This window comes from Thermomicrobium sp. (assembly GCF_053493975.1).
The window spans coordinates 17,312-38,750 of record NZ_JBRBZA010000031.1 but is presented as its reverse complement, the minus strand read 5'-3'; the positions used below and the strand labels follow the sequence as shown (position 1 = coordinate 38,750).

19 protein-coding genes are annotated in these 21,439 nt (G+C 66.3%); 8 read left to right on the top strand and 11 right to left on the bottom strand.

The genetic code is table 11. The features are described 5' to 3' along the window. The first annotated feature begins 515 nt into the window (after positions 1 to 515). The 3 genes from ACWIVK_RS05865 to ACWIVK_RS05855 all read left to right on the top strand — a co-directional run bounded on the left by ACWIVK_RS05865 (position 516) and on the right by ACWIVK_RS05855 (position 3,717). Positions 516 to 1,478, top strand: a complete 963-nt coding sequence (locus ACWIVK_RS05865; RefSeq protein ID WP_448575642.1) for an LLM class flavin-dependent oxidoreductase — start codon at positions 516 to 518, stop codon at positions 1,476 to 1,478. A gap of 68 nt (positions 1,479 to 1,546) precedes the next feature. Next, positions 1,547 to 1,732, top strand: a complete 186-nt coding sequence (locus tag ACWIVK_RS05860; protein ID WP_448575641.1) for a hypothetical protein — start codon at positions 1,547 to 1,549, stop codon at positions 1,730 to 1,732. A 113-nt stretch (positions 1,733 to 1,845) separates the two neighbouring features. Continuing rightward, on the top strand, positions 1,846 to 3,717 hold the full coding sequence (locus ACWIVK_RS05855) for an ABC transporter ATP-binding protein (protein ID WP_448575640.1): 1,872 nt from the start codon (positions 1,846 to 1,848) through the stop codon (positions 3,715 to 3,717). Here the strand turns inward: ACWIVK_RS05855 and ACWIVK_RS05850 are convergent. The 3 genes from ACWIVK_RS05850 to ACWIVK_RS05840 form a co-directional block, all read right to left on the bottom strand. Continuing rightward, a complete protein-coding gene (locus tag ACWIVK_RS05850) occupies positions 3,714 to 4,733 on the bottom strand; it encodes a bifunctional heptose 7-phosphate kinase/heptose 1-phosphate adenyltransferase (RefSeq protein WP_448575639.1) in 1,020 nt (339 codons plus the stop codon). The genes ACWIVK_RS05855 and ACWIVK_RS05850 overlap by 4 nt on opposite strands. Further along, positions 4,730 to 5,125 carry a B-box zinc finger protein gene (locus tag ACWIVK_RS05845; protein ID WP_448575638.1) on the bottom strand — a complete coding sequence of 132 codons (396 nt, stop codon included), beginning with the start codon at positions 5,123 to 5,125 and terminating at the stop codon, positions 4,730 to 4,732. The genes ACWIVK_RS05850 and ACWIVK_RS05845 overlap by 4 nt, the downstream gene beginning before the upstream one ends. Before the next feature lie 152 nt (positions 5,126 to 5,277). Further along, complete coding sequence (locus ACWIVK_RS05840) at positions 5,278 to 6,078, bottom strand: WecB/TagA/CpsF family glycosyltransferase (RefSeq protein ID WP_448575637.1); 801 nt, start codon at positions 6,076 to 6,078, stop codon at positions 5,278 to 5,280. Between the two features lie 119 nt (positions 6,079 to 6,197). On the opposite strand from ACWIVK_RS05840, the gene ACWIVK_RS05835 reads away from it, so the two are divergent. Further along, positions 6,198 to 7,235 carry a helix-turn-helix transcriptional regulator gene (locus ACWIVK_RS05835; protein WP_448575636.1) on the top strand — a complete coding sequence of 346 codons (1,038 nt, stop codon included), beginning with the start codon at positions 6,198 to 6,200 and terminating at the stop codon, positions 7,233 to 7,235. 262 nt (positions 7,236 to 7,497) lie between these two features. On the opposite strand, the gene ACWIVK_RS05830 is transcribed toward ACWIVK_RS05835, so the two are convergent. Both ACWIVK_RS05830 and ACWIVK_RS05825 read right to left on the bottom strand, forming a co-directional pair. Further along, the gene (locus ACWIVK_RS05830; protein ID WP_448575635.1) at positions 7,498 to 7,848 is read right to left on the bottom strand and encodes a hypothetical protein; all 351 of its coding nucleotides are present in this window, start codon (positions 7,846 to 7,848) and stop codon (positions 7,498 to 7,500) included. A 68-nt stretch (positions 7,849 to 7,916) separates the two neighbouring features. Then, positions 7,917 to 9,107, bottom strand: a complete 1,191-nt coding sequence (locus ACWIVK_RS05825; protein WP_448575634.1) for a DUF4352 domain-containing protein — start codon at positions 9,105 to 9,107, stop codon at positions 7,917 to 7,919. Between the two features lie 471 nt (positions 9,108 to 9,578). Here ACWIVK_RS05825 and ACWIVK_RS05820 point away from each other — a divergent pair, with 471 nt between their 5' ends. Beyond that, positions 9,579 to 10,826 (top strand): multidrug effflux MFS transporter, encoded by a 1,248-nt coding sequence (locus tag ACWIVK_RS05820; RefSeq protein WP_448575633.1) that lies wholly within the window; start codon positions 9,579 to 9,581, stop codon positions 10,824 to 10,826. Positions 10,827 to 10,865: 39 nt separating this feature from the next. On the opposite strand, the gene ACWIVK_RS05815 is transcribed toward ACWIVK_RS05820, so the two are convergent. From ACWIVK_RS05815 to ACWIVK_RS05795, 5 genes are all read right to left on the bottom strand, one after another. Continuing rightward, positions 10,866 to 11,894, bottom strand: a complete 1,029-nt coding sequence (locus ACWIVK_RS05815) for a WD40/YVTN/BNR-like repeat-containing protein (RefSeq protein ID WP_448575632.1) — start codon at positions 11,892 to 11,894, stop codon at positions 10,866 to 10,868. A gap of 36 nt (positions 11,895 to 11,930) precedes the next feature. Continuing rightward, a complete protein-coding gene (locus ACWIVK_RS05810) occupies positions 11,931 to 12,722 on the bottom strand; it encodes a dolichyl-phosphate beta-glucosyltransferase (protein ID WP_448575631.1) in 792 nt (263 codons plus the stop codon). Between the two features lie 82 nt (positions 12,723 to 12,804). Then, a complete protein-coding gene (locus tag ACWIVK_RS05805; protein ID WP_448575630.1) occupies positions 12,805 to 13,278 on the bottom strand; it encodes a c-type cytochrome in 474 nt (157 codons plus the stop codon). Further along, positions 13,275 to 13,553, bottom strand: coding sequence for an SHOCT domain-containing protein (locus ACWIVK_RS05800; protein ID WP_448575629.1), 279 nt, complete (start codon positions 13,551 to 13,553; stop codon positions 13,275 to 13,277). The genes ACWIVK_RS05805 and ACWIVK_RS05800 overlap by 4 nt, the downstream gene beginning before the upstream one ends. A gap of 158 nt (positions 13,554 to 13,711) precedes the next feature. Then, positions 13,712 to 13,981, bottom strand: a complete 270-nt coding sequence (locus tag ACWIVK_RS05795) for an SHOCT domain-containing protein (protein WP_448575628.1) — start codon at positions 13,979 to 13,981, stop codon at positions 13,712 to 13,714. A gap of 134 nt (positions 13,982 to 14,115) precedes the next feature. Here ACWIVK_RS05795 and ACWIVK_RS05790 point away from each other — a divergent pair, with 134 nt between their 5' ends. After that, positions 14,116 to 16,362, top strand: a complete 2,247-nt coding sequence (locus tag ACWIVK_RS05790) for a lytic transglycosylase domain-containing protein (protein WP_448575627.1) — start codon at positions 14,116 to 14,118, stop codon at positions 16,360 to 16,362. A gap of 273 nt (positions 16,363 to 16,635) precedes the next feature. Here ACWIVK_RS05790 and metG read toward each other — a convergent pair whose 3' ends face one another. Further along, positions 16,636 to 18,390, bottom strand: a complete 1,755-nt coding sequence (gene metG, locus ACWIVK_RS05785) for a methionine--tRNA ligase (protein WP_448575626.1) — start codon at positions 18,388 to 18,390, stop codon at positions 16,636 to 16,638. A 603-nt stretch (positions 18,391 to 18,993) separates the two neighbouring features. Here metG and ACWIVK_RS05780 point away from each other — a divergent pair. After that, positions 18,994 to 19,365, top strand: a complete 372-nt coding sequence (locus ACWIVK_RS05780) for an ArsR/SmtB family transcription factor (RefSeq protein WP_448575625.1) — start codon at positions 18,994 to 18,996, stop codon at positions 19,363 to 19,365. Continuing rightward, positions 19,340 to 21,439: a heavy metal translocating P-type ATPase gene (locus ACWIVK_RS05775; protein WP_448575624.1), complete on the top strand. Its 2,100-nt coding sequence runs from the start codon at positions 19,340 to 19,342 to the stop codon at positions 21,437 to 21,439. Before ACWIVK_RS05780 ends, ACWIVK_RS05775 begins: the two co-directional genes overlap by 26 nt.

Sequence of the window (21,439 nt, the reverse complement as noted above, 5' to 3'; positions counted from 1 at the left end):
GGGGCTCGAATTTGCTACCCTCACCGACTATACGGATAGAAGCGAGAACTCGCAAGCAGCGCGTTCAGCTCTCGTGACCAGCTTGTCCTTGGCCTAGACTGAGGATTGAAGAAAGTGGATAGGATATGGGTTCGCCGCATTTCGTGGCAGTCGCTCCGATGCAGGAAAGCGGTATGCGGTCCGAGTTGGGAGCCAACGCGCCGCGCAGCTGTGGGCAGGTCGGCGGCGTCAGGCGCAGGAGAGCTGTGTGCAGGCCCCAGGCTCTTTCCGCAGCGTCGTTCCTGTCCGAGCGACCAGCAACGGCAGGGCGACTCGTCACCGACACTGTAGTGAGCTGAAGACGGTTCCGACGCGTGCCGATGGCGCGCAGCCTCTGACAAGCCGGAAGATGCCGAGCAATCGAGTTCCTTGCTCGATCGCGTGCTCGACTGTCGCTTGCCGCCGTTGCAGTCATGCTAGACTGGCGCGGGTAACTCGTGCGGGAGCGGTCGTCCCACGGAGGGAGGCAGAGCAGGATGCCGTGGCCGCGCGTCGCCATCGACCAGCCTGATCGCAACAATGCCGTGGGCGCTCTGGCCGCGATCCAACGCTTGGAGGCGGCCGGAGTACCTGCCCTCTGGACCGTGACTGGTGGCCGGACGATCGATGCCTTGACCGTCTACGGGGCCGCCGCCGTACGATCCGAGCGGATCATCCTGGGTACGGGAATCATCCCGACCTATCCTCGCCACCCGTTCGTGACGGCGCAACAGACACTCGCCGTGCATCAGTTGGCGCCAGGCCGCATTCGCTTGGGACTCGGGCCGAGCCATCGGCCGATCATCGAGGGCTCGCTCGGTATCCCGATGGAGCGCCCGCTGGCGCATCTGCGAGAGTACGTGACGATCGTGCGCGGTCTCCTCTGGGACGGACAGGTCGACTTCCAAGGCGAATTTTTCCGAGTCCGGCAGCGTCTCCCGGAGACCGCACCAGTGCCGATCTACACCTCCGCGCTGCGCCCGAAAGCGTTCCAGCTCGCCGGCGAAATCGCCGATGGCGTGATCTCCTGGATGTGCCCGCCCAGATACATCCACGAGCGCGCGGTTCCGGCGCTGGAGAACGGTGCCCGCGCTGCCGGACGCACCCGCCGGCCGCGTCTCGTCGTGCAGGTGCCAGTGGTGATGACGACCGATGTCGCGGTCATGCGGGAAAAAGCACGACCAGTCGTCGGTCTCTATGGGCGCATGCCCTTCTATGCCCACATGTTCGAGACGGCCGGGTTCCCGCTGGAAAACGGCACTCCGAGCGATGCCCTGCTCGACCATTTGGTGGTCTGGGGTGATCGGGACACGGTAGGAGAACGGCTGGCGCAACTGCTCGAGGGTGGCATCGACGAGTTGCTGACGATGCTCATCCCAGTCGCCGACCACCTGGCCGAGGAGGCGGAGCTCGCCGCCGTGCTGGCAGCGCTCGACCGGCGCTTTGGCTGGAGCGAGTGACGATCGGGGCTGCGCTGCGGTAGGATAGAGCGGGCGTTGTGGCCGCGGACGGGAGGAGAAGCACGGTCATGGCGGACAATCCGGCGATGGTTTCGATGGGGATCTTGGCGCTGTTCGCCGCGCTGTGGAGCGTACCCGGAGCGGTTCGTGCGCGACGACTGGGGCTCCCGCGCTTGGCAATGATCGGATGGATCGCGATCGCGGTCATCGTGGTCATGGCTGTGATCATGATCGTCGTCGGTCTCTTCGGATGACCTGGTCTCGGGCAGCCAGAAGCTGATCGCCGGCTGGAATGCTCCAGCCGGTTTCTTCTCCCCGGCACGACTTTTCTCCTGGCTGGTGACGGATGCTCGGTATTCCACCTCCGATGTGGCACGGATTCTGGCGCGGTCCCGAGGCGGAGCGGCGGGTATCGTTCGACCGTGCGCTCCTCCGACGCGTCCTGCACTCGGCTCTTCCCTATCGCTGGTCGATCGGCCTCATGGTCTTGGCGATCCTGCTCGCCTCGGCTACTGAGGCGCTCCAGCCGCAACTGGTGCGGCTCCTCGTCGATCGTGCGCTCCCGGCTCCTGGGCGACCGGGTGACTTCCTCTTGCTCACGCTGCTCAGCATCGGGATGGTGGCGTTGCCGTTCTTCGGTGGCCTCATCGGGGTGTGGCAACGCCAGTTGAGCGCGCGCGTCGGGGAAGGGATCATCTTCGATCTCCGTGCTGCCCTCTACGAGCGTCTCCTGCAGCAGGGCTTCCGGTTCTTCACTGGAGTCCGGGCGGGCGAGCTCGTCTCGCGTCTCACTAACGATGTCGTCGGTGCCCAGCGCGCCGTGACGAGTACGGTGACCAACTTGGTGAGCAATGTCGCGGTGATCGCTGTCTCGCTGGCCATGATGCTGGCCATGGACTGGCGCTTGACACTCTTGGCCTTTCTCGTTTTTCCAGTACTCGTCTTGCCCACCCGTCGTTTCGGGAATCGCTTGCGTGCATTGACGCGAGCACAGATGGAGCGGAATGCCGCGATGACGGCTCAACTCACCGAAACGCTGGGCATCAGTGGGGCATTGCTGGTCAAGCTGTTCGGTCGCCGCGCCGATGAGGTGGCACGATTCCGCGAGCGAGCAGCTGCCGTGCGCGACATCGGCATCGAGCTGGCTGTCGCGGGACGCTGGCTCATGGTGTTCTACGGGATGGCCGCAGCGGTCGGCACAGCGGTCGTGACCTGGTCCGGAGGGGTGCTGGCGCTCCGCGGCGGCCTGACGACGGGTGAGTTGGTGGCCTTCATCGTGTATCTGGCGCGCCTCTACGGGCCAGTGACCGCGCTGCTCAACACCCACGTCGATCTCGCGACTTCGCTCGTCAGTTTCGAGCGGATCTATCAGCTACTCGATCGACCGATCGAGATCCGCGAGCGCGAGAACGCTGTCCGCATCGAGCGCCCGCGTGGCGCGATCGCGTTCGAGGACGTGTGGTTCAGCTATTTGGCCGAACCGAGCGAGCCGAGCGAACTCCTTCCCTTGGCGGGGCGCGACGGCGCGCGGAGCGAGTCGCTGCGCTATTGGGCGCTCGCCGGTGTTTCCTTCCGGATCGAGCCGGGTCAGCTGGTCGCCTTGGTCGGCCCGAGCGGCGCCGGCAAGACGACGGTCACGTATCTTCTCGCCAGGTTGTTCGATCCGACCCGAGGCCGGATCACGCTCGATGGGTACGATCTCCGCGAGCTCGCGCTCGACACCGTGGCTCGGGCGATCGGGATGGTGACGCAGGAGCCGTATCTCTTCCACGATACCGTCGCTGCGAACCTGCGCTACGCGCGGCCGGAAGCGACGCAGGCAGAGCTCGAGGCCGCTGCGCGGGCCGCCCAGATCCACGAGCGGATCCTCCAGCTCCCGCAGGGGTACCAGACGGTCGTCGGCGAGCGAGGGTATCGCCTCTCCGGTGGAGAAAAGCAGCGCCTCGCCCTAGCACGCCTCTTCTTGGCCGATCCACCGGTTCTCGTGCTCGACGAGGCGACCTCCTCGCTCGATTCCGAATCGGAGCGCCTCGTGCAAGAAGCGCTCGCGACCCTGATGCGTGGCCGGACCACGTTGGTGATCGCCCACCGGCTTTCCACGATTCTGGCGGCCGATCGCATCCTCGTCATGGAGGGTGGTCGGATCGTCGAGCAGGGGACGCACGACGAGCTTCTGGCGCAGGGTGGACTCTACGCGCGTCTGTACCGCTTGCAGTTCGCGGTCGAGCCAGCAGCCTAGCGCTCGGAGCCTGGCGATTCCACGAGCTCATCGCGCTCGAGGGCGCTGCGGAGTTCCTCGGCAGTCGCCTGGGCATTCCCGAATTTCCCGATCACGATGCTGGCCGCCAGCTGAGCCAGGGCGAGCGCCTCGCTCGGTGTCGCCGCGCAAGCCAGCGCACCCGCGAGGACGGCCAGGACGGTATCGCCCGCGCCGGTGACGTCGAAGACGGTTCGGACGGCGGGCGGCGGGAACTCGCGATATCCCTCGGCGGTGACGAGGGCAGCACCCTCACCGCCCAGCGTCACGACGAGCGCCTGGCAGGCGAGTTCCTGCCAGAGCACCGGCAGCGTTCGGGCCCGTTCCGCCCGATCGGCGAGCGAGCGTTCGAGGAAACGCTCCGCCTCGGCACGGTTGCACTTGATGACCGTGGCCCGACGGAAGGCATCCAGGCGACCTTGCGAGTCGACCGCGGTCAGCTTGCCGGATGCCAGAGCCGTGGCGATGACTCGGGAAGTCAGTACGCCGCTCCGGTAATCGGAGAGGACGATGGCGTCCACGTCGGGTGCAGCGCTGGCGATGGCGGAGACGAGCTGCTCCTCCTCGGCCGGGCGCAGGGGCCGACGCACCTGACGGTCCACGCGGACCAACTGCTGCGGGAGAACGTTGTACGGCCCGGTGGCGACGATGCGGGTCTTGACGGTCGTCGGGCGCGTCGGATCGACGACGATGCTGTCCACTCCGACGGCCCGCTCGACGAGCAGCTGGCGCAGGAGCGCGCCTTCCGGATCGTTACCGATCACGCCGGCTTGCTGGACGTTGGCGCCCAATGCGACCAACGCGAGTCCGGGTGCTGCCCCGCCGCCTGGCCGATGCTCGATCTGCCGCTCCTCGAGGACGAGAACCGGTGCTTCCCGCGAGATGCGTGTTGGTTCGCCGAAGATGTACCGATCGAGATACAAGTCACCGACGACCAGGAAGCGTTTGGTCGTCACCTCGTCGAGGATCCGCAGCAGGCGTCGGCGCAGTTCGCTCATCGTGCTCCCCGGAAGCGGATGAACGGGATGAGAAGCGCGAGCGCGGCGAACAGGAGGTCGGGGATGGGACGGAGCTGGAGGGCAGCGATGAAGCGGGGATCGTTCCATCCGCTCGGAAGCCCTGACGTCTCGAGGCCGAGTTCGGCGAGCAGGAGGAAGCGCGAGGTGAGGAGTCCGACCGCGACGCAGGCGATTCCCACTGCCTGGAGGGCCTGCCCACGCCGCAAGCGGGCCGCGTTGGCCATCGCTTCGGCGACACCGAAGCCGAGGAGGAGCGCCAGGTAGAATTGCCACTCCGGAATGCGACTCCAAAGCCAACCGACGACGAGGGCGACGAAGAGCCCAGCGACCGCTGCCCGCACGAGGAGCGAACCAGGGAGGTCACTCCACACGCGACTCGAGAGCCCGGCGCAGGTAGGGCAACGGTACCCGACCGGTGTTTCGACCATGCAGCGAGGACAGATCGGTGTCCCGCACTTGCTGCAGCGGAGACGCGTCGAAATCCTGGGGTGACGCGGACAGGGCTGTTCGTCCAGCAGGCTCGTCACGGTATGGCCTCCGGTTCTTCCTTCTCCCTGCCGGCGAGCCGTCTTGCCAGTCCATCGGCGAGGGCGAGGACCGCGAAATACGGCAACGCCAGCTGCCGTCGCCACCGCCACGGCTGCCGCAGCAAACGATACAACCATTCCAAGCCGAGTTGCCGGACGAGGCGCGGGGGACGCGGGACGATGCCGGCGATATAGTCGAAGGTTCCACCGACGCCGAGGGCAACCCGCACGCCCGCCGCAGCGAGTTCGGCGCGATGTCGAGCGATCCAGCAGTCCTGGGCCGGTGCCCCATAGGCGACACAGAGGACCTCCGGGCGAGCCGCGGCGATGCGCGCGAGTGCCTCGGGGGCATCTTCGGGGCGCGGCGAGCCAGCCCAGGTACCGACGATGGTCGCTCCAGCCGAGCGAGCCAGGATGGCTGCCGCACGCTCGGCGACTCCAGGCGCTGCACCCAGGAAGAAGAGGCGGACTTCGGTCCTGGCCAACGCTTCGACGAGGTCGACGCCGGTCACCCGCCCACGCAACGGTGTCCCGCGCCAATGGGCCGCCAGGATCAGGCCGATCCCATCCGGTGTCACCAGCGCGGCCTGTTCGACGACGGTGCGAAAGGCCGGGTCGCGACGAGCGACCATCACCATCTCCGGATTGAGCGTGATCACTTGCTGCAGGTCGCTTGCCTCCCGGCTCCAAGCACGGATGAGCTGGACGGCTTCCGCGAGTGTGACGTCGTGGACCGGCAGGCCGAGGATAGTCACACAGCGTGGTTTCCAGCCGGTGGGTCCCAGTCTCTCGGTCATTCGGCCCGTCGCGTTCTCCAGTCGCACTCGACTTCCGATGGTAAGGATACTGGTCGCCTTTTTCGAACACGAGCTGCTTCTCGTATACTGGAGCTATCGACCGAAAGGGTGGGTCCACGGTGAGCAGTGGAGCGGCAGTTATCGAGCGCCTCGGCGAGGGTGATCGAGTCGCTCGGCTGGTCGATCTTCTTTTGACGCTCGCGCAGTTCCCGAAGCGGTATACCCGTCGGGAGCTGGCGGCACGGTACCAGGTAAGCGAACGACAGATCGGCAAGGATCTCCAGTTCCTCCGCGAGCGCCTTGGCTTGGTGATCGAGCGCGCTCCTGGTGGCGGATACTACCTGGTCTCCGTTCCACGCCTTCCCTCGCTGCAGCTCGAGCTTCCTCAAGCGCTAGCGCTCCTCCTGGCAGCGGAAGCTGGGCACATGATTCCGGGCATCCCGTCTCAGGAGTTGAGTGCAGCGCTCGAGCGGCTCCGGGCCATCTTGCCAGACAAGATGCGGACACTCTTGGAGCATGCGTTCCAGGCGCGCCGACCGAGTCGACTGGACGAGCAGCGACGGAAGCGCTTGTTCGCTCTGTTGGAAGCGATGGCGCTCCAGCACACGGTCGAGATGACGTACCGGACAGCCTCGCGCGGGAACCAGCCGGTGAGTCGTCACGTCGATCCGTACTGCGTCGTGCCCTTCGGCCGCTCGTGGTACGTGATCGGCTGGTGCCACTTGCGATCCGCTGTTCGCACCTTCAAGGTGGACCGCATCGAGCACCTTCGGGACACGCGCGTACCATTTCGCGTCCGGCCCGAGTTCTCGCTGCGCGAGTTCTTGACCAAGAGTTGGGGGGTATTCGAAACGCGCGAGCTCCCGACCGAGGAAGTCGAACTCGAGTTCTCGCGGACGGCCGCCCCCTGGATCGCCGAAGAAGAGTGGCACCCGTCCCAAGAGATCGAGCCGTTGCCGGACGGGCGTATCCGGTTCCGGGTGCGCATACCGGTAACTCCCGATTTCGTCCGCTGGGTACTCAACTATGGCGTCGACGTGACAGTCGTCCGTCCGGACTCGCTGCGGGAGCAAGTGCTCGCGCAAGCGCGCGGAATCCTGCGCCACTACGGTGTCCGCGAGACAGGACAGCTGAGCACTGCCGAGGCCGCGCGATAGCGGAGTCAATCAGCGGCGAGCAGTCCCTGGGGCGGGGAGCTTGTCGGGGGCGCCGCGCGCTCGGAACGCGATTCCTCCTTCGGTGTGTCCGGTCGATGCTGCTCCTGTCCTTCCTGCTCGACTCGCTCGGTCGGATGTGATCGCGTCCGACTGTGCCGTGTGACGAACAGCCGGTGCGGTGGAGACGAGCGTCGCCTTCTTGCCAATGGTCTCCCTTCCTTTCTGCTCCGATCGAGGGTCAGTCGTGAACCAGCCGCACCGCTCAGTCGCGGGGTTGGTGGCTCGCGTGCCCGCGGCGGCTGAGTACCGCTGCGAGCGCGCCGAGCGCGAACAGCAGTGCTGACGGGATCCAGAAGAGCGAGACAGCGATGAGGCCGGCTAATGCCGCCAGAATCTGGAGTACCGCGCTGGTACCCGGACGGCTCAGAGCGAGGACTGCACCGACAAGACCGCATGCAGCGATGACGATGGCTCCCAAGCCGCCACCGAGAATCATTCCTGTGCCCTCAGCCGAGAAGGCCGCGCCCAATCCACCGATGCCGAGTGCGAGCAGGCCGGCGAGCACGCCGAGGAATCCACCCAGCAGACCGAAAACGAGTCCCGCGATCCGCACGAATGTCCTCCGATTCCTGTTCGATGCGCGAGGGGCGAGCCGAGCGGCCCGCCCCTCGCCTGACCGACTCATTGTGCGTCGAAGTAGAGCTCGGCGCTGGTCAGCGGATTCGGGTCGAACTTGAGGAAGAGCGGCTGGGCGTCCTGCGGGATCTGGAAGACGACGATCCCTTGCAGCTTCCCGCCAGGTCCGGCTTCGCCACTGAGGAGTTCGCCCTCCGCAAAGCCGGCCGCCATGATCTCGGCCTCGTGGTCGAACCCATCCTGCGTGCGCAGCGTCCAGTTCGTCGGGAAGAGGCTGATCGATCTCGGACCGGCATTCTCGAACAGGACTTGGACGAGCCAGAACTTCTGCCCTTCCTTGGGCCGGACGAACATGTTGCTGGACGTGGCGCCGTCCACGATAGCGAGGATAGTGACCCGGTAGACCTGCTTCCCGTCTGCGATCGCGCCGCTCTGACCGGGTGCCAACGGAACGTGCCGGTCGTTCTTGCTGGTTCCCCAGCTCTTTCCCGCTCGATCGCCCGGGGTTCCCTCCGGGGCGGCCGGGGCAGGCTGGCTCACTGCGCCGGACTGGACGAGTTCGAGCGCGTTCGGTGCATCGAAGTACAGTTCTGCGGCGGTGAAGGGATTGGGATCGAACTTCAGAAAGAGCGGCTGTTCCCCTTCCGGTAGCTCGAAGACCACGATCCCGCGCGCCTTCCCCCCGGGACCGACCTCTTGGGACAACCCTTCCCCTTCCGAAAAGCCGACTGGGGCGAAAACTGGCTCGTAGTCGAAGCCAGCCGTCGTGCGCAGCTGGAAGTTGCTCGCCGAGAAGAACTTCGAGCGGTCACCGGCGTTCTCGACGACGACGACCAACAGATAATACCGGTTCCCCTCTTTGGGCCGCTGCAGGGAGTTCGTCGACGTCGCACCATCGACGATCCGCTCGAGGGCGAGGCGATAAACCATCTTGCCGTCACGGAGTTCGGCCGTCTGCCCTTCGGCCAGTGTGGCGTGGACATCCTCTTTGCTCGTTCCCCAAGGGAGGGTCGGGGTGGCCTGCGGCGCAGGCGTCGCGGTCGCGGCGCGCTCACCCGGCGCGGCAGGACTCGTCGCTGGGGCTGCAGCCGTCATCTCGGCTTGTCCGCTCGCCGTCGCCGGAGTCGGTGTTCCCCCGCCTTCCCCGCCACCCAAGACCATCACAGCGATGAGCACACAGATCGCCAGGAGCCCGCCTGCTCCGATCAAGAGCACCTTCAGAAAGCGTCGCACCATCCACCTCCTCGTTCGGTTGTCGTGCAGGAGTTGGGCCCACTCCCTGTTGTCAGTATCGTCACGAGACGGGAACACAGGTGTTCCCGTGGGGGAGGGAGTTCGTGACGAGATGGCACGCTCGGGGTGTCCAGGCGGACTGCGGTGACGGACGGCGAGCATCTGTGGGGAGGGTGTCCACGGCAGGGGCAACGGCTCGCGAGCCCGAAGCGCGACCGGCGGCCGACCTCTCGCGACTACCCGCGTTCGCGGGTTGACGAGACGCGGGCGTCCGTCAGTGCGAGCCGATCTCCGCCCACCGAGGAACCGGACGGGACACGATCCGGTCGCACGCATCTGCGGAAGTCGCGCCATGCCCGCCGGGGAACAAGGCGCGCGATGGATGGAGTGCTGGATCGATTCCGTGCGAAACGGTCGTGTCCTGCTGCGGCGCTGTGCAGCGTATACTCGCCCGGGCAGCGCACGGGGGTGATCATGGGAGATGGCCGATCAGCGACAGTCCCGACCGAAACGGCTCGCAGCCGGGTGCTCCCGGTCTGGGAACTGACGGCCGTGCTCGGTCTGCTCATGGCGATGAGTGCCTTCGCCATCGACATCATGCTCCCGGCTCTACGAGACATCGCGTTCGCCTTCCGGATCGACGAGACGCGTGCCCAGCTGGTCGTGAACGTCTACTTCTTGGGGTTCGCGATCGGCCAGCTGTTCTTCGGTCCACTCAGTGACCAGATCGGGCGTCGTGTTCCCTTGCTCCTCGCTGCCGGTGGCTACGGGGTCGCCGTTCTCGCGATCCTGTTCGCGCCGACCTTCGGGCTGTTGCTCGCTCTGCGCTTCGTTCAAGGATGTTTCGCGTCCGGGCTACGCGCGACCGGAACTGCTATGGTCCGCGATGCCTTTCGTGGAGAGGCGATGGCGCGGATTCTCTCCTTCGCCTTCATGGTGCTTTTGGCGGCTCCCCTGTTCGCCCCTTCGCTCGGCGTCCTGCTCTTGCGCTGGGGATGGCGTGCTCCCTTCGCCTTCCTGGTGGTCCTCGCCGTGTGTCTGCTCGGGTGGGTGCTCCTGCGCGTTCCGGAGACGTTACCGCCGAGTCGTCGCGCTCGTCAGAATCCCGATCATCTCTGGCGTGCGGCACGCGCTTTCTGGGCAGCGAAACCGAGCATCGCCTTCACACTCGTCCTGGGCGCCAGCTATGGTGTGCTGCAGGCCTATCTGGCCAGTGCCCCGCAACTGGTCAAGGGGTACTTCGGATTTTCGAACGAGGCGTTCGCGCTCGCCTTCGCGGCTGGTGGCTTCGCGCAAGTGGTGGGGACGCTCACCAACGGCTCGCTCGTTACGCGGCTCGGACTCCGACGCGTTCTGCCGGCCGCGCTCGTGCTCCTCGCGCTGGCGACCACCGCGCTCGTCGTGACCAGCGCCGCGAGGCCGCAGTTCCTCGCTTTTTGGGCAGGTGTGGTGCTCATGTTTTTCGCGATCGCCCTGATCTTCCCGAATGCCAACAGCGCGGCGCTCGAGTCGCTCGGCCGGATTGCCGGATTCGCGAGCAGCCTCGTCGGCTTTGGGAGCACGGTGCTGGCGAGCATCTTCGGCACAGCGATCGGGCAACTCAGCGCCGGAGAGCCGCACCGATTCGCGCTCGGCCTGTGGCTGCTCTCCCTGTTCAACCTGGTCGTGCTGGCCTGGTTGTTCCGTCTCGGCTGGACACGCCAGCGATCAGCCACGCTGTGACACTCCGAGGTTCGGGGTTCGCAGCCAGGGATCCGGCGCTCACGCGACCGCAGCGGCGAGCACCAGGACGGAATCGAGACGAACTGGCAATTCTTCCCAGATCGATCCCCATTCGCGACCGCGCCACAGACGACCATCTCGGAGGCCGATGTAGAGCGTTCGTGGTTCCCCGGGTGGGATGAGCAGCGCATACGGCATCGAAGGGAGCGGATCCGGCAACCCTTCGACCGGTCGCCAGGGTTCATCGGCGATTCGCCGGAAGATGCGGGCGTGCGCTTCCCCCACGCGGATCGGGATCGCATCGCGGCGCGGCCCCGGACCGTGCGCCTCGCGTGGCCCGGGGGCGGCGGAAACGAACCAGAGAGCTGGATCGTCCGGTGGAGAGGCGAGTGCCCACACGTAACGACGGTCGATTCCCTCGTCCTCGGCGCGCCAGGTGTCTCCGGCGTCACGGCTGACCGCCACTCCACCGCCAGCCGCTTCGTAGACCAGGTTCGGTGCTGCTGGGTGCAGTAGCAGTGCGTGGCAGTCGAGGTAGCACCCGGGGCGTTGATCGGCCCACGTGACTCCACCGTCGGTACTGCGGAGGACGCCACCGAGCTCGATACCGACTAGGATCAGGTTCGGGTCCCTGGGTGAAACGGCGATCGCCCGGACGTGCGAGGTCCAGGGGCGCGGTGGAAACGACCAACTGGGAGCACTAGGCAATGCGCGGAGGCTGGCTGCCTCCTGCCACGATGATCCGTTGTCTTCGCTCCAGTAGAGCGCGCTCGGCTCGGCTCCGGCAAAGATGACCCCGCGCCCGCCGACGACGCGCGAGGGGCTGATCGCGACCGCGAGAACGCGCTGCGCCGGCAGCCCGGTCGCTTGCCGCCATGACCAGCCAGCGTCCTCGCTCAGGAAGAGCCCGCGATCGAAGGTGCCGACGACCAGCCGAATCGGATCCTGCGGGTCGACCGCGATGCATTGGGCACCGACGTCGCGCAGGAGCGGCTCGGCCCGCCAGCCGCGGGGCGACTCCCGCAGGAGGACGACATCGTTCCCGGTGATCGCGTAGAGTGTCGTCATGGCCGATCCTCCGGATGTCGAGTGGCGATGATGGGTTCAATCACCGGGGAGCCGTTCCTGGACGGGAGCCGCTTCGCTCTCGTAAGCGCCCCGCCAGGCATTCCAGCGGACCACGAGGACGTCACGCAGCATGAGGAGGGAATCGACAGCTGGGCGGACTTTCGAGCCCTCGACGTGTCGCCACGTGACAGGTAGCACGGCCAACCGGTAGCCGCGCCGGCGAGCGATGTAGAGCACTTCGACGTCGAAGCCGGTGACGCGCGGTCCGCGGATCGGGCGCTGACCATCGCGATAGAGCTGCGTGCGCTGGAAGAGATCGTGCGCGACCTCGCGCCGGAACCCCTTGAAACCGCACTGGGTATCCTCGATGCCCGGGAGGAGCAGCAACTGCACCAGCCAGTTGTACACCCGCCCCATAGCGTGACGGTGCCAAGGTTCGCCGATCCGCCGAGCTGCTGCGCCCTCCCGCGACCCGATGACGATGTCCCAACCCTCGCGGAGCAAGGCGAGGGCTGGCTCGACGTACTCGATGGGTGTCGAGAGGTCGGCATCGGTGAAAAGGATGAAGCGGCCGCGGGCCGCCAGGACACCGCTCCGCACGGCAGCAGCTTTCCCCTGGTGCGGTAGACGAAGCAGGACGAAGCGCGGATCGCGCGCGCTCCATGCCCAGACGATATCGGGCGTGGTGTCCTCGCTGCCGTCATCGGCGACGATGACTTCCCAGTTCCAGGGTTGCCTCGTCAAGTAGGCGGCGATGACCTCGAGCGAGCGCGGCAATCGCTGCTCCTCGTTGTAGGCGGGAATCACCAGACTGATATCGACCGTCATCGCTGGCTCCACGGTGCACCATCGGCAGCGATTGTAGCAGTAGCAGTTCCGTGGGGGAGCACCGCGATCACTTGTTCGCCATTCAGGGGAGCGCCTTCAGATACGCGAGGAGATCAGCGAATTGCTGGTCGGTCAGGTGCCAGCGAGGCATCGGCCAGGCCAGAGCCTCGCCATCTGGGCCGATGCCGTCCGTGATCGCGCGTCGGATCTCCTCATCGGACCGGTACTGTGGGCCACGGGTGCCGTCAGGCTCGACCATGCCGGCGGGATCGGTCAGATTCCGGTATCGGATATCCGGACTGACGAACATCGGCGTCCGCAACCCGCGTCCATCCGGACCGTAGCAGTCGGCGCAGGCTATCAGCATCATCGGTCCGCCGCTGGATGGAATCGGCAGACCGGTATCAGGGTCGGTGCCGGTCAAAAAGATCCACTGGCCGCGGACGACCGCATGGTCCGAACCGGGCGGTCGGGTCAGGACGGCGCTCGTGACCCCCAGGCCGGCGAAGCCCACGAGCAGAAGCGCGATTCCACTGACCAGAAGCGTGCGACTCACGACGAGCTTTCCCCGAGGAGATCCCGACGCATCGCTTCGTATTGCTCGCGGGTGATCTCTCCCCGAGCGTATCGCTCCTGGAGAATCTCCAGCGCGCGGCTCGTTCCGCTCCGACTGCCTGCTCCACCGGTCTGCGTGAACTGGCGGACCAGCCAAATGATGAGGAGAACGACGCCAACCAGAATCAGGATCCAGAACACGAGCATGACGAGCCCCCACCACCAGGCACCCCAACCCCACATTCCACCCCAAGGGCCACAGCCCGGGCACGGCATCAAGGCGTCTCTCCTTCCGTTCGAAACGCATTATACCCCAGGGGTGTATTCGGTCGACGCTTTAGCGACGAGCGTCTGACGCGGGCCCTGCGGGCAATCGATCGTTCCAGCAGGCACTGGCGAGGTCTTTCCGCTGCTCGCGCCGCTATCGACCGCGTTCAGGAACTCCCTTCGAGATCGCGGCGCATCGCCAGGTACTCCTCACGCGTCAGCTCACCACGCGCGTACCGCTCGTCCAGGATGGCACGTGCCCGGTCGCTGGTCACCGGAGCCCGTTCGCGGCTGACTCTCCGGAGCAGCCAAGCAAGCAGAAGAATCGCAGCAGCCACGACGAGTAACCAGACGAGCGCTTGGATGACCCCGATCCACATCCAGTCGGTGAAGTCGCGAACCGGAAAACGCCCTGGCCCATGGAACCAGCCGTGCATGCATTTCCTCCTTCCTCGGTCGAGCATGGCACGCGTTCGGTAACCGGAAGGTAAACGGGCACGGTCGGTGTCATGTCTCCCGAAGCGTTTCCGTCTATCCTGAAACCAGGGCCTCGCTGAGCAGGGTGGAGAACATGGGCGGGATACGCCGCGGACTGGTGCACACCGGGCTACTCGCGCTCGCGGTGCTCGTCGTCCTCGCTACCGTTCCCTGGTCGGGCGAGCACTCCTCGGGCCTGCCGGCCAGCGAGCAGCAGGGCGGGATCGTCGCCCAACCGGGTGAGAGCGACACGCTGCCGACCCCGGACGATCCAACCGAGGCGCTCCTCCGGGCGGAGCGACTGTTGGCGGCCGGATCGCCGGCACGGGCTTCCCGGGTCGTCGCGCCTGCCTTGGGGGCGAGCGATCCGACGTTGCGGACCCGAGCGCGCTTGGTGTTGGCTCGCGCGATGCTCGCTGGTGGGGATGCCGCGGCAGCGCTGGAGCTCGCTGCGGCGGTGGCACGGCAGGCTTCCGCCACGCGGGAGACGGGGTTGGCACTCGTGATCGCCGGCGAGGCGCTGCTGGCGCGTGGCCAACCTGACCGAGCAGCCGAGGAGTTCTTGGCTGCTCGCGCGTTGTTGCCTGAGATCGCGCCCTATCTCGAGTATCGTGCGCTCGATCCGCTCGTGCAGGCTGGTCGTGCGGACGAGGCGGAAGCGTTGGTCGAGCAGATCGTGGCGACAGCGCCGCTCCGGCGGCTCGCGGTGGCCGCCCTGGAATGGCGGCGTGCCCGGGCCGAACAGCGCGGCGATCTCCCAGTGCTCGGCGCGACACTCCATCGCCTGCTCGATCTGGCGACGATCCCCAGCTATCGCGCTTCGCTCTTGCTCCAGCGCGGTCGTGTCGAGCAGCAGCGCGGGAATGCGGCAGCCGCCCGGGCCGACTTCGCACGGGCGATCGACGAGGCACCGACCAGTCCGGCTGCCGCGCAGGCGTTCGACGAACTGGCTGCGCTCGGGGCAGCGGAGACGGTGCCGATCGAGCGACGCGCGGCGATCTTCTTCTCGGCGGGACGGTACCGGGAGGCGGTCGCTGCCTTCACTGCTCTCCTGGCGAGCGATCCGACGCGAGCCGAGGCCTGGTACCAACGGGCGATCGCGCGGGTGCGCGCAGGCGATCTCGTCGCAGGCATCGAAGAACTCGCCGCGATGGCGGATCGCTACCCGCAAGACGCACGAACGCCGGATGCCCTGGTGACCGCTGGGACGCTCCTCGAGTGGAGGAACGAACCGGCGGCGGAGGCGCTGTACCGCCGCGTCCTGGCACAGTATCCAGAGACGGTGGCAGCACGCGAGGCCCGTTTCCGGCTCGGTCTCCTCGCCTTTGCGCGTGGTGCGTACGACCAGGCCCGCGATCTCTGGCGCGTGGAGGCGGAGGCGGGCGATCCCCGCGCGGCCTACTGGTACGGCAAGGCTCTGGCAGCGAGCGGCGAGCCCGCCGAAGCACGCGAATGGTGGTCTCGCGCCTCTCAGCGCGATCCTGACAGCTTTTGGGGACAGCGGGCCGCGGATCTGCTGTCCGGCCGCACGGCGACCCTGCAGCAGCCGGTTGGATCACTCTCGCTCGACTCGGAGGCCGATGTGGTGCGTGCTTGGCTGGTCAGCAGAGGCGAAGATCTCGCTGCGGTTCGGCAGGACATCGACCGAACCGGTGCGCCCCGGCGGGCACTCGTGCTCCTCGATGCTGGGCTGCGAGAGGCTGCTGGCTGGGAAATCGATGCTGCCCGGGAGGAATTACGGGATCGGCCGGTGTCGCTCGCCGTCTTCGGATGGCTTCTCCTGGAGCGTGGTGAGGCAGCGTACGCCTATCGCATCGCAAGAGACCTGGCGACCGACGAACGAGTGCCTGAGCGGGTTCGGGCACGTTTCCTGGCGCCGATTCCTTATCCGGAAGTACTCGTTGCGGCCAGCGAGCGTTTTGGCATCGATCCCTTGCTGCTCGCCGCGTTGATCCGGCAGGAGAGCGGGTTCGAGCCGACTGCCGTCTCGCCAGCTGGTGCCCGCGGACTGACGCAGGTCATGCCGGAAACGGCAGCGGCCCTGGCTCGGCAGCTGGGCTTCCCCAACTGGGATCCAGCGGATGCCTTCCGCCCGCAGACGAGCATCGTGCTCGGGGCAGCGGAGCTTGCCCAGCGCCTGCGCCAATTCAGTGGTGACCTCGTTCTTGCCCTCGCGAGCTACAACGCAGGGCCGGGAGCCGTCCAACAGTGGCTCGCTGAACGACCGACCAGTGACCCCGATCTCTTCGTTGCGTGGATTCCGTATCGGGAAACGGCTGAGTACGTCCAACGCGTCTATGCCGGCTATCGCCGGTATCAGGAGTTGGCCCGCCTTGGCTAACGAGCGAGCCAGCGTGTCGCCTGTCGCCTAGCGGATCGCCGAACGACGGAGGGACACGGTTCGCGGGCGGGTAGGGTTCTCCTCGCTCGGCTGGTTCTCCCACCACAGGACAGCGGACGCTCAGCGAGCGTGCCGGGACACGGCTGGTCAGGCGGGTGTCGTGGCGGGTGAGCGCATCCGCGCCGGCTGCCGACGGCGGCGTAGAGGAGGAAACAGCAGGCCGGAAGGGAAGCCTCGTGACGGAGTCGCGCGAGCTTCCCGCGACGAACCGCCTCAGCGTGACTGCGCCAAGAGCCGCTGTCGCTCTTCCTCGATCACGCTCTCCTCGAGCTTCTGGTAGAGCGGGTGCGGAGTAAGCAGCGGGCGACCAGCCTCCAGCTCGCTCGGTGCCCAGCGATCTCGTCCCTCGCTCGCGGCTGGCCGATAGCGCAGCACCTCGTGCCCGCCGGTCTCCGGCCCGGGCTCGATCACGATGTCACCGAACAGCCGGTCGCGATAGCCGAGCAGGCGGTGCAGCTGCTCGCTGGTGAACGGAAGGATCGGGGCGAGAAGGAGCTTGAGCGAGTCGATGGCGCGCAGCGCGACGAAGAGGGTGGTCGCTGCGGCGGCGCGATCCTCCCTGATCTGGAACCAGGGCGCTTTCTCGTCGAGGTACCGATTGACCTCGCGGGCCAGCGCCATCGCTTCGCGCTGAGCCGCTTTCAGTTCGACGCGCGCATAGAGGTCACCGATCCGCTGGAATCCGGTAGCGATCTGGTCGAGCAGGAGATGGTCACGGCCATCGAGTTCGCCGGGTTCCGGCACGCATCCTTCGAAGCGGGCCTGGACGAAGGTCAGGATGCGGTGGACGAGATTGCCCCAGGTCGCCAAGAGTTCGTTGTTGTTGCGCTCGACGAAACCTTGCCAGGTGAACTCGCTGTCGCGCGTCTCTGGAGCGATGCTGGTGAGGTAGTCGCGCAAGGGATCGGGCGCATAGCGCGAGAGGAAGTCGGGGACCCAGATGGCCCAGTTGCGGCTCGTCGAGAACTGCTGGCCCTCCAAATTGAGGAACTCGTTAGCCGGGATGTCGTAGGGGAGATTGAGCGATTCGTCGTAACCCATGAGCTCGGCTGGCCAGATGATCGCGTGGAAAGGAATGTTGTCCTTGCCGATGAAGTAATAGCCGCGAGCCCCCGGATCCCGCCACCAGGCTTGCCAGGCCTCCGGCTGGCCCTCGGCGAGTGCCCACTCGATGCTCGCTGAGAGGTAGCCGATGACCGCCTCGAACCACACATACATGACCTTGTGCTCGTAGCCGGGAAGAGGAAGCGGGATGCCCCACTCCAAGTCCCGCGAGACGGGGCGCGGTTTGAGGCCATCTTGGATGAAGTTGCGGACGAAGTGCTGGACATTGGGCCGCCAGTGCGTCTGGCGTTCCAAATAGGCGAGCAAGCGGTCGGTGAAAGCGGGGAGATCGAAAAAGAAATGCTCGGTCTCGCGGGGAACGGGTCGTTGCCCGCAGAGCCGGCAGCGCGGATCGATCAAATCGATCGCATCGAGCGTTCGGCCGCAATGGTCGCACTGGTCACCGCGCGCGTTGGGGTACCCGCAATACGGGCAGGTACCTTCGACGTACCGATCGGGCAAGAACCGTCGATCGTACTCACAATAGAGCTGGGTTTGCGTCTGTGTAAAGATGTATCCCTTCTCGTACAGAGTACGGAAAATCTCTTGTGCGACCCGGAAATGATTCGCAGTATGCGTATGGGTAAAGAGATCGAAGGAGATCCCCAGTTGCTGATAGGTCTCCAAAAAGCGCCGGTGGTACCGCTTGAAGATCGCTTCTGGTGTCACACCTTCGCGCTCTGCGGCCACCGTGATCGGCGTCCCATGCGCGTCGCTCCCGCTCACCATGAGAACGCGGTTGCCGCGCAACCGGTGATAGCGGGCGAAGGTATCGGCGGGAATGTAGACACCGGCGACATGACCGAGATGGAGATCACCGTTGGCGTAGGGCCAGGCGACGAAGACGCCGATCGTTTCTGGCATCGTTCTTTGCTCCTGCCACTCTGCCGTCCCGTTCGCTTCGCCTTTCGATTAAAGCAGATCGCTGATGCCCTCTGACACACCGGTTCTCGCTGCCCGTGTGGCTGCATTCCTCGAACCCTTCCGGCGCGTCGCGAGCGCGGTGTCCGCGACCACATCCTGAGTACGACTGTACGAGCTCAGCTCCTGGGGACGATTTGGGTCGCGCCGCCTCTCGAGAAGGGAAGGTAGTTCACTGCAGTGATCCGGCGCGCCAGTGGCTGGGGTGGTCGTGGCTGCGCGCATCCTGCTCGAACCGGCTGAACCAGCGTTGCCCGCGGCGGCACGCATCCAGCGTCGGTGGTGAGGCGGCGACGCACTTCGGCAGCCCTCGATACCGTGCTCCTGCTTTTTCTGGCCTGAACTGCCCCGAGCGGTGCACGCCAACAGGAGGTCGTTCGCACCGAGCCGATGACGGGGTCACTCCGCCGGGCGCATTTCCTCGATGTCTCTTTCGGCGGATTTCGGTCAGCGCGCATCGCGGTGACTCGTCACATCGATCGTTACCGCGCACTCGGGCGATCGGGTATGTTGAAATGCAGTCATTGCTGACATGCTGGAGGACATATGGTCGACCGGCGACGGTTGGCAATCAAGGACAAGCTCTTTCGCCCATTCACCGATCCGAGCCGACTGGCCATCCTGGAAGTCCTCCGTTCGGCACCGGCGACGGTGGGGGAAATCGCTGTCTCGACCGGCCAGAGGCTCTCCAACGTCTCCAATCATCTCCGCTGCTTGCGCGACTGCGGATTGGTCGTGCGCCAGCGAGACGGGCAGCGTGTCCGCTACAGCTTGAGCGACCAGCGTGTCGCTACACTCTTGGAACTGGCGGAACGGGTGCTCGCGGAGAGCGCGACCGGAGTTGCTGCCTGCCCGCGTCATGATCGGGGCGAAGAGCGTCTGGAGGTCGGCGATGGCCGAGTCGGTGCGCTCCGCTGACGAACAGAAGCGCTGGACGACCCTCATTCTCCCGGTGGCGGAGCTGGATTGCGCGGAGTGCGCACAGCACGTCGAGCAGGCCCTCCGGACGGTGCCGGGCGTGCTCGATGTCGAGGGTTTCCCGGTCGCCCGCAAGGTCGCTGTCGTGCTCGATCCCACGCGAGTCGACCGGGTAGCGATCGCGCGTGCGCTGGCTCGCGCCGGTTACACCGTCGGCAGCGAACCGGCGGCGGACACCCAGCGGGCATGGCGCCGAGTCGCGGTGCTGAGCGGTGTCGCGGTCGCGGTCGTGCTGGGAGTCGTCGTGGCCGAGCTCGTGGGACTGGTGGAGCGCGCGAACCGGGTGATTCCTTGGCCGATCTGGCTACTCGGGATCGCGTTCGGCGGCTGGCCGGTTTTCCGGGACGTGGCGCGTGCGAGCTGGCAGCGGCGCGTCACCGCTCATACCCTAATGACGATCGGTGCGTTCGCCGCGATGGTGGTCGGTGCGTGGGCGGCCGCTACCATTGTCGTTCTGTTCATGCGTCTCGGTTCGGCACTCGAAGACGTGACAGGTCGGCAGGCCGGCCGTGCCCTGCGAGAACTCGCGGCACTCGCCCCGCAACTGGCGCGCGTGGAGCGGGACGGAAGCGAGCTCGAGGTGCCTGCCGGAAGCGTCTCACGAGGAGAGATCGTGCTCGTCCGCACCGGTGAAGCGATTCCAGTCGATGGGACCGTGCTGGAGGGGACAGCGCTCGTCGATGAGGCAGCGCTGACCGGAGAACCGCTGCCCCGTGCGGTCGCTGCGGGTGACCCAGTCTATGCCGCGACGGTCGTGCGTTCGGGATCGTTGCGGGTCCGCGCGACAGCGGAAGCGGCCGGCTCGACCTTCGCGCGGATCGTCCGACTCGTCGAGGCAGCGGAGGGACAGGCTGGACGATTGCAACGAGTGGCCGACCGCTTCTCCGGCTGGTACCTCCCGGTCGTGGTCGGAGTCGCCCTGCTGACACTGGTCCTGCGGCGGGATGCGTTGGCGGTCGCTGCGGTTCTCGTCGTGTCGTGCTCCTGTGCGTTCGCGCTGGCGACGCCGATGGCGTTCGTGGCGACGATCGGTCGAGCGGCGCGTCGCGGTGTCCTGATCAAGGGTGGGGCGATTCTGGAGCGACTCGCCCGTGCCGATGTCCTCCTCCTGGACAAGACCGGCACGCTCACGCTCGGTCGCCCGGTGGTGACTGACGTGGTGCCGCTGGCCGGTCGCTGCTCAGTGGAAGAACTCTTGAGTCTGGCAGCGGCAGCTGAACACGCTGCGACGCATCCGCTCGCCGAAGCCCTGCGCATCGCGGCGCGCGAGCGGGGAGTCGCTCTGGTGCGTCCCGAGTGGTCGGTGGTCGATCCAGGCATCGGGGTCCGCGCACGGGTGGCTGGTCGGTCGATCCAGGTGCGGGCACCGCACCCGGACGAGGTTTCGGTGCCGGAGATCGCCGCGTTCCAGGAAGCAGGGAAGACAGTCGTCATCATCGAGCGCGATGAGGAAGCGATCGGGATCGTCGCGTTCGCCGACGAACTCCGACCAGGGATCGCTGAGGCGGTCGCTGAGCTGCGTCGCTTGGGATTCCGGACCATCGAAATCCTGACGGGCGATCATGAGCGAGCAGCAGAAGCATTGGCTCGGCCGCTCGGGATCAGCTGGCGGGCTCGCCTCCTGCCCGAAGACAAGCTGGCGATCGTCGCGGCTTACCAAACGCAGGGGCATGTGGTCGTGATGGTGGGCGACGGCATCAACGATGCACCAGCTCTGGCCCAGGCCGATGTCGGGATCGCGATGGGGCAGCTGGGTACGGCCTTGGCGGCTGAGACAGCGGATGTGGTGCTCTTGCGCGAGGACTGGGCACGCATTCCCGAGACGATCCGTGCTGCTCGACGAGCTCTGCGGACGGCGTGGGTGAATCTGGCCGGGACGGCATTCTATAATCTGGTCGGATTGAGTCTGGCAGCGTTGGGTCTCCTACCGCCGACGCTCGCGGCGACGGCACAAGTCGTGCCGGACGTCTTCATCCTGGGGAACAGTGCCCGATTGGGTTTCGAGAAGCGATGA

Excerpts from the sequence above, each read along its gene's own strand:
- ACWIVK_RS05865 (WP_448575642.1), top strand. The coding sequence starts at position 516 with ATGCCGTGGCCGCGCGTCGCCATCGACCAGCCTGATCGCAACAATGCC.
- ACWIVK_RS05860 (WP_448575641.1), top strand. The coding sequence starts at position 1,547 with ATGGCGGACAATCCGGCGATGGTTTCGATGGGGATCTTGGCGCTGTTC.
- ACWIVK_RS05855 (WP_448575640.1), top strand. The coding sequence starts at position 1,846 with ATGTGGCACGGATTCTGGCGCGGTCCCGAGGCGGAGCGGCGGGTATCG.
- ACWIVK_RS05850 (WP_448575639.1), bottom strand. The coding sequence starts at position 4,733 with ATGAGCGAACTGCGCCGACGCCTGCTGCGGATCCTCGACGAGGTGACG.
- ACWIVK_RS05840 (WP_448575637.1), bottom strand. The coding sequence starts at position 6,078 with ATGACCGAGAGACTGGGACCCACCGGCTGGAAACCACGCTGTGTGACT.
- ACWIVK_RS05825 (WP_448575634.1), bottom strand. The coding sequence starts at position 9,107 with ATGGTGCGACGCTTTCTGAAGGTGCTCTTGATCGGAGCAGGCGGGCTC.
- ACWIVK_RS05820 (WP_448575633.1), top strand. The coding sequence starts at position 9,579 with ATGGGAGATGGCCGATCAGCGACAGTCCCGACCGAAACGGCTCGCAGC.
- ACWIVK_RS05815 (WP_448575632.1), bottom strand. The coding sequence starts at position 11,894 with ATGACGACACTCTACGCGATCACCGGGAACGATGTCGTCCTCCTGCGG.
- ACWIVK_RS05810 (WP_448575631.1), bottom strand. The coding sequence starts at position 12,722 with ATGACGGTCGATATCAGTCTGGTGATTCCCGCCTACAACGAGGAGCAG.
- ACWIVK_RS05800 (WP_448575629.1), bottom strand. The coding sequence starts at position 13,553 with ATGCCGTGCCCGGGCTGTGGCCCTTGGGGTGGAATGTGGGGTTGGGGT.
- ACWIVK_RS05795 (WP_448575628.1), bottom strand. The coding sequence starts at position 13,981 with ATGCACGGCTGGTTCCATGGGCCAGGGCGTTTTCCGGTTCGCGACTTC.
- ACWIVK_RS05790 (WP_448575627.1), top strand. The coding sequence starts at position 14,116 with ATGGGCGGGATACGCCGCGGACTGGTGCACACCGGGCTACTCGCGCTC.
- metG (WP_448575626.1), bottom strand. The coding sequence starts at position 18,390 with ATGCCAGAAACGATCGGCGTCTTCGTCGCCTGGCCCTACGCCAACGGT.
- ACWIVK_RS05780 (WP_448575625.1), top strand. The coding sequence starts at position 18,994 with ATGGTCGACCGGCGACGGTTGGCAATCAAGGACAAGCTCTTTCGCCCA.
- ACWIVK_RS05775 (WP_448575624.1), top strand. The coding sequence starts at position 19,340 with ATGGCCGAGTCGGTGCGCTCCGCTGACGAACAGAAGCGCTGGACGACC.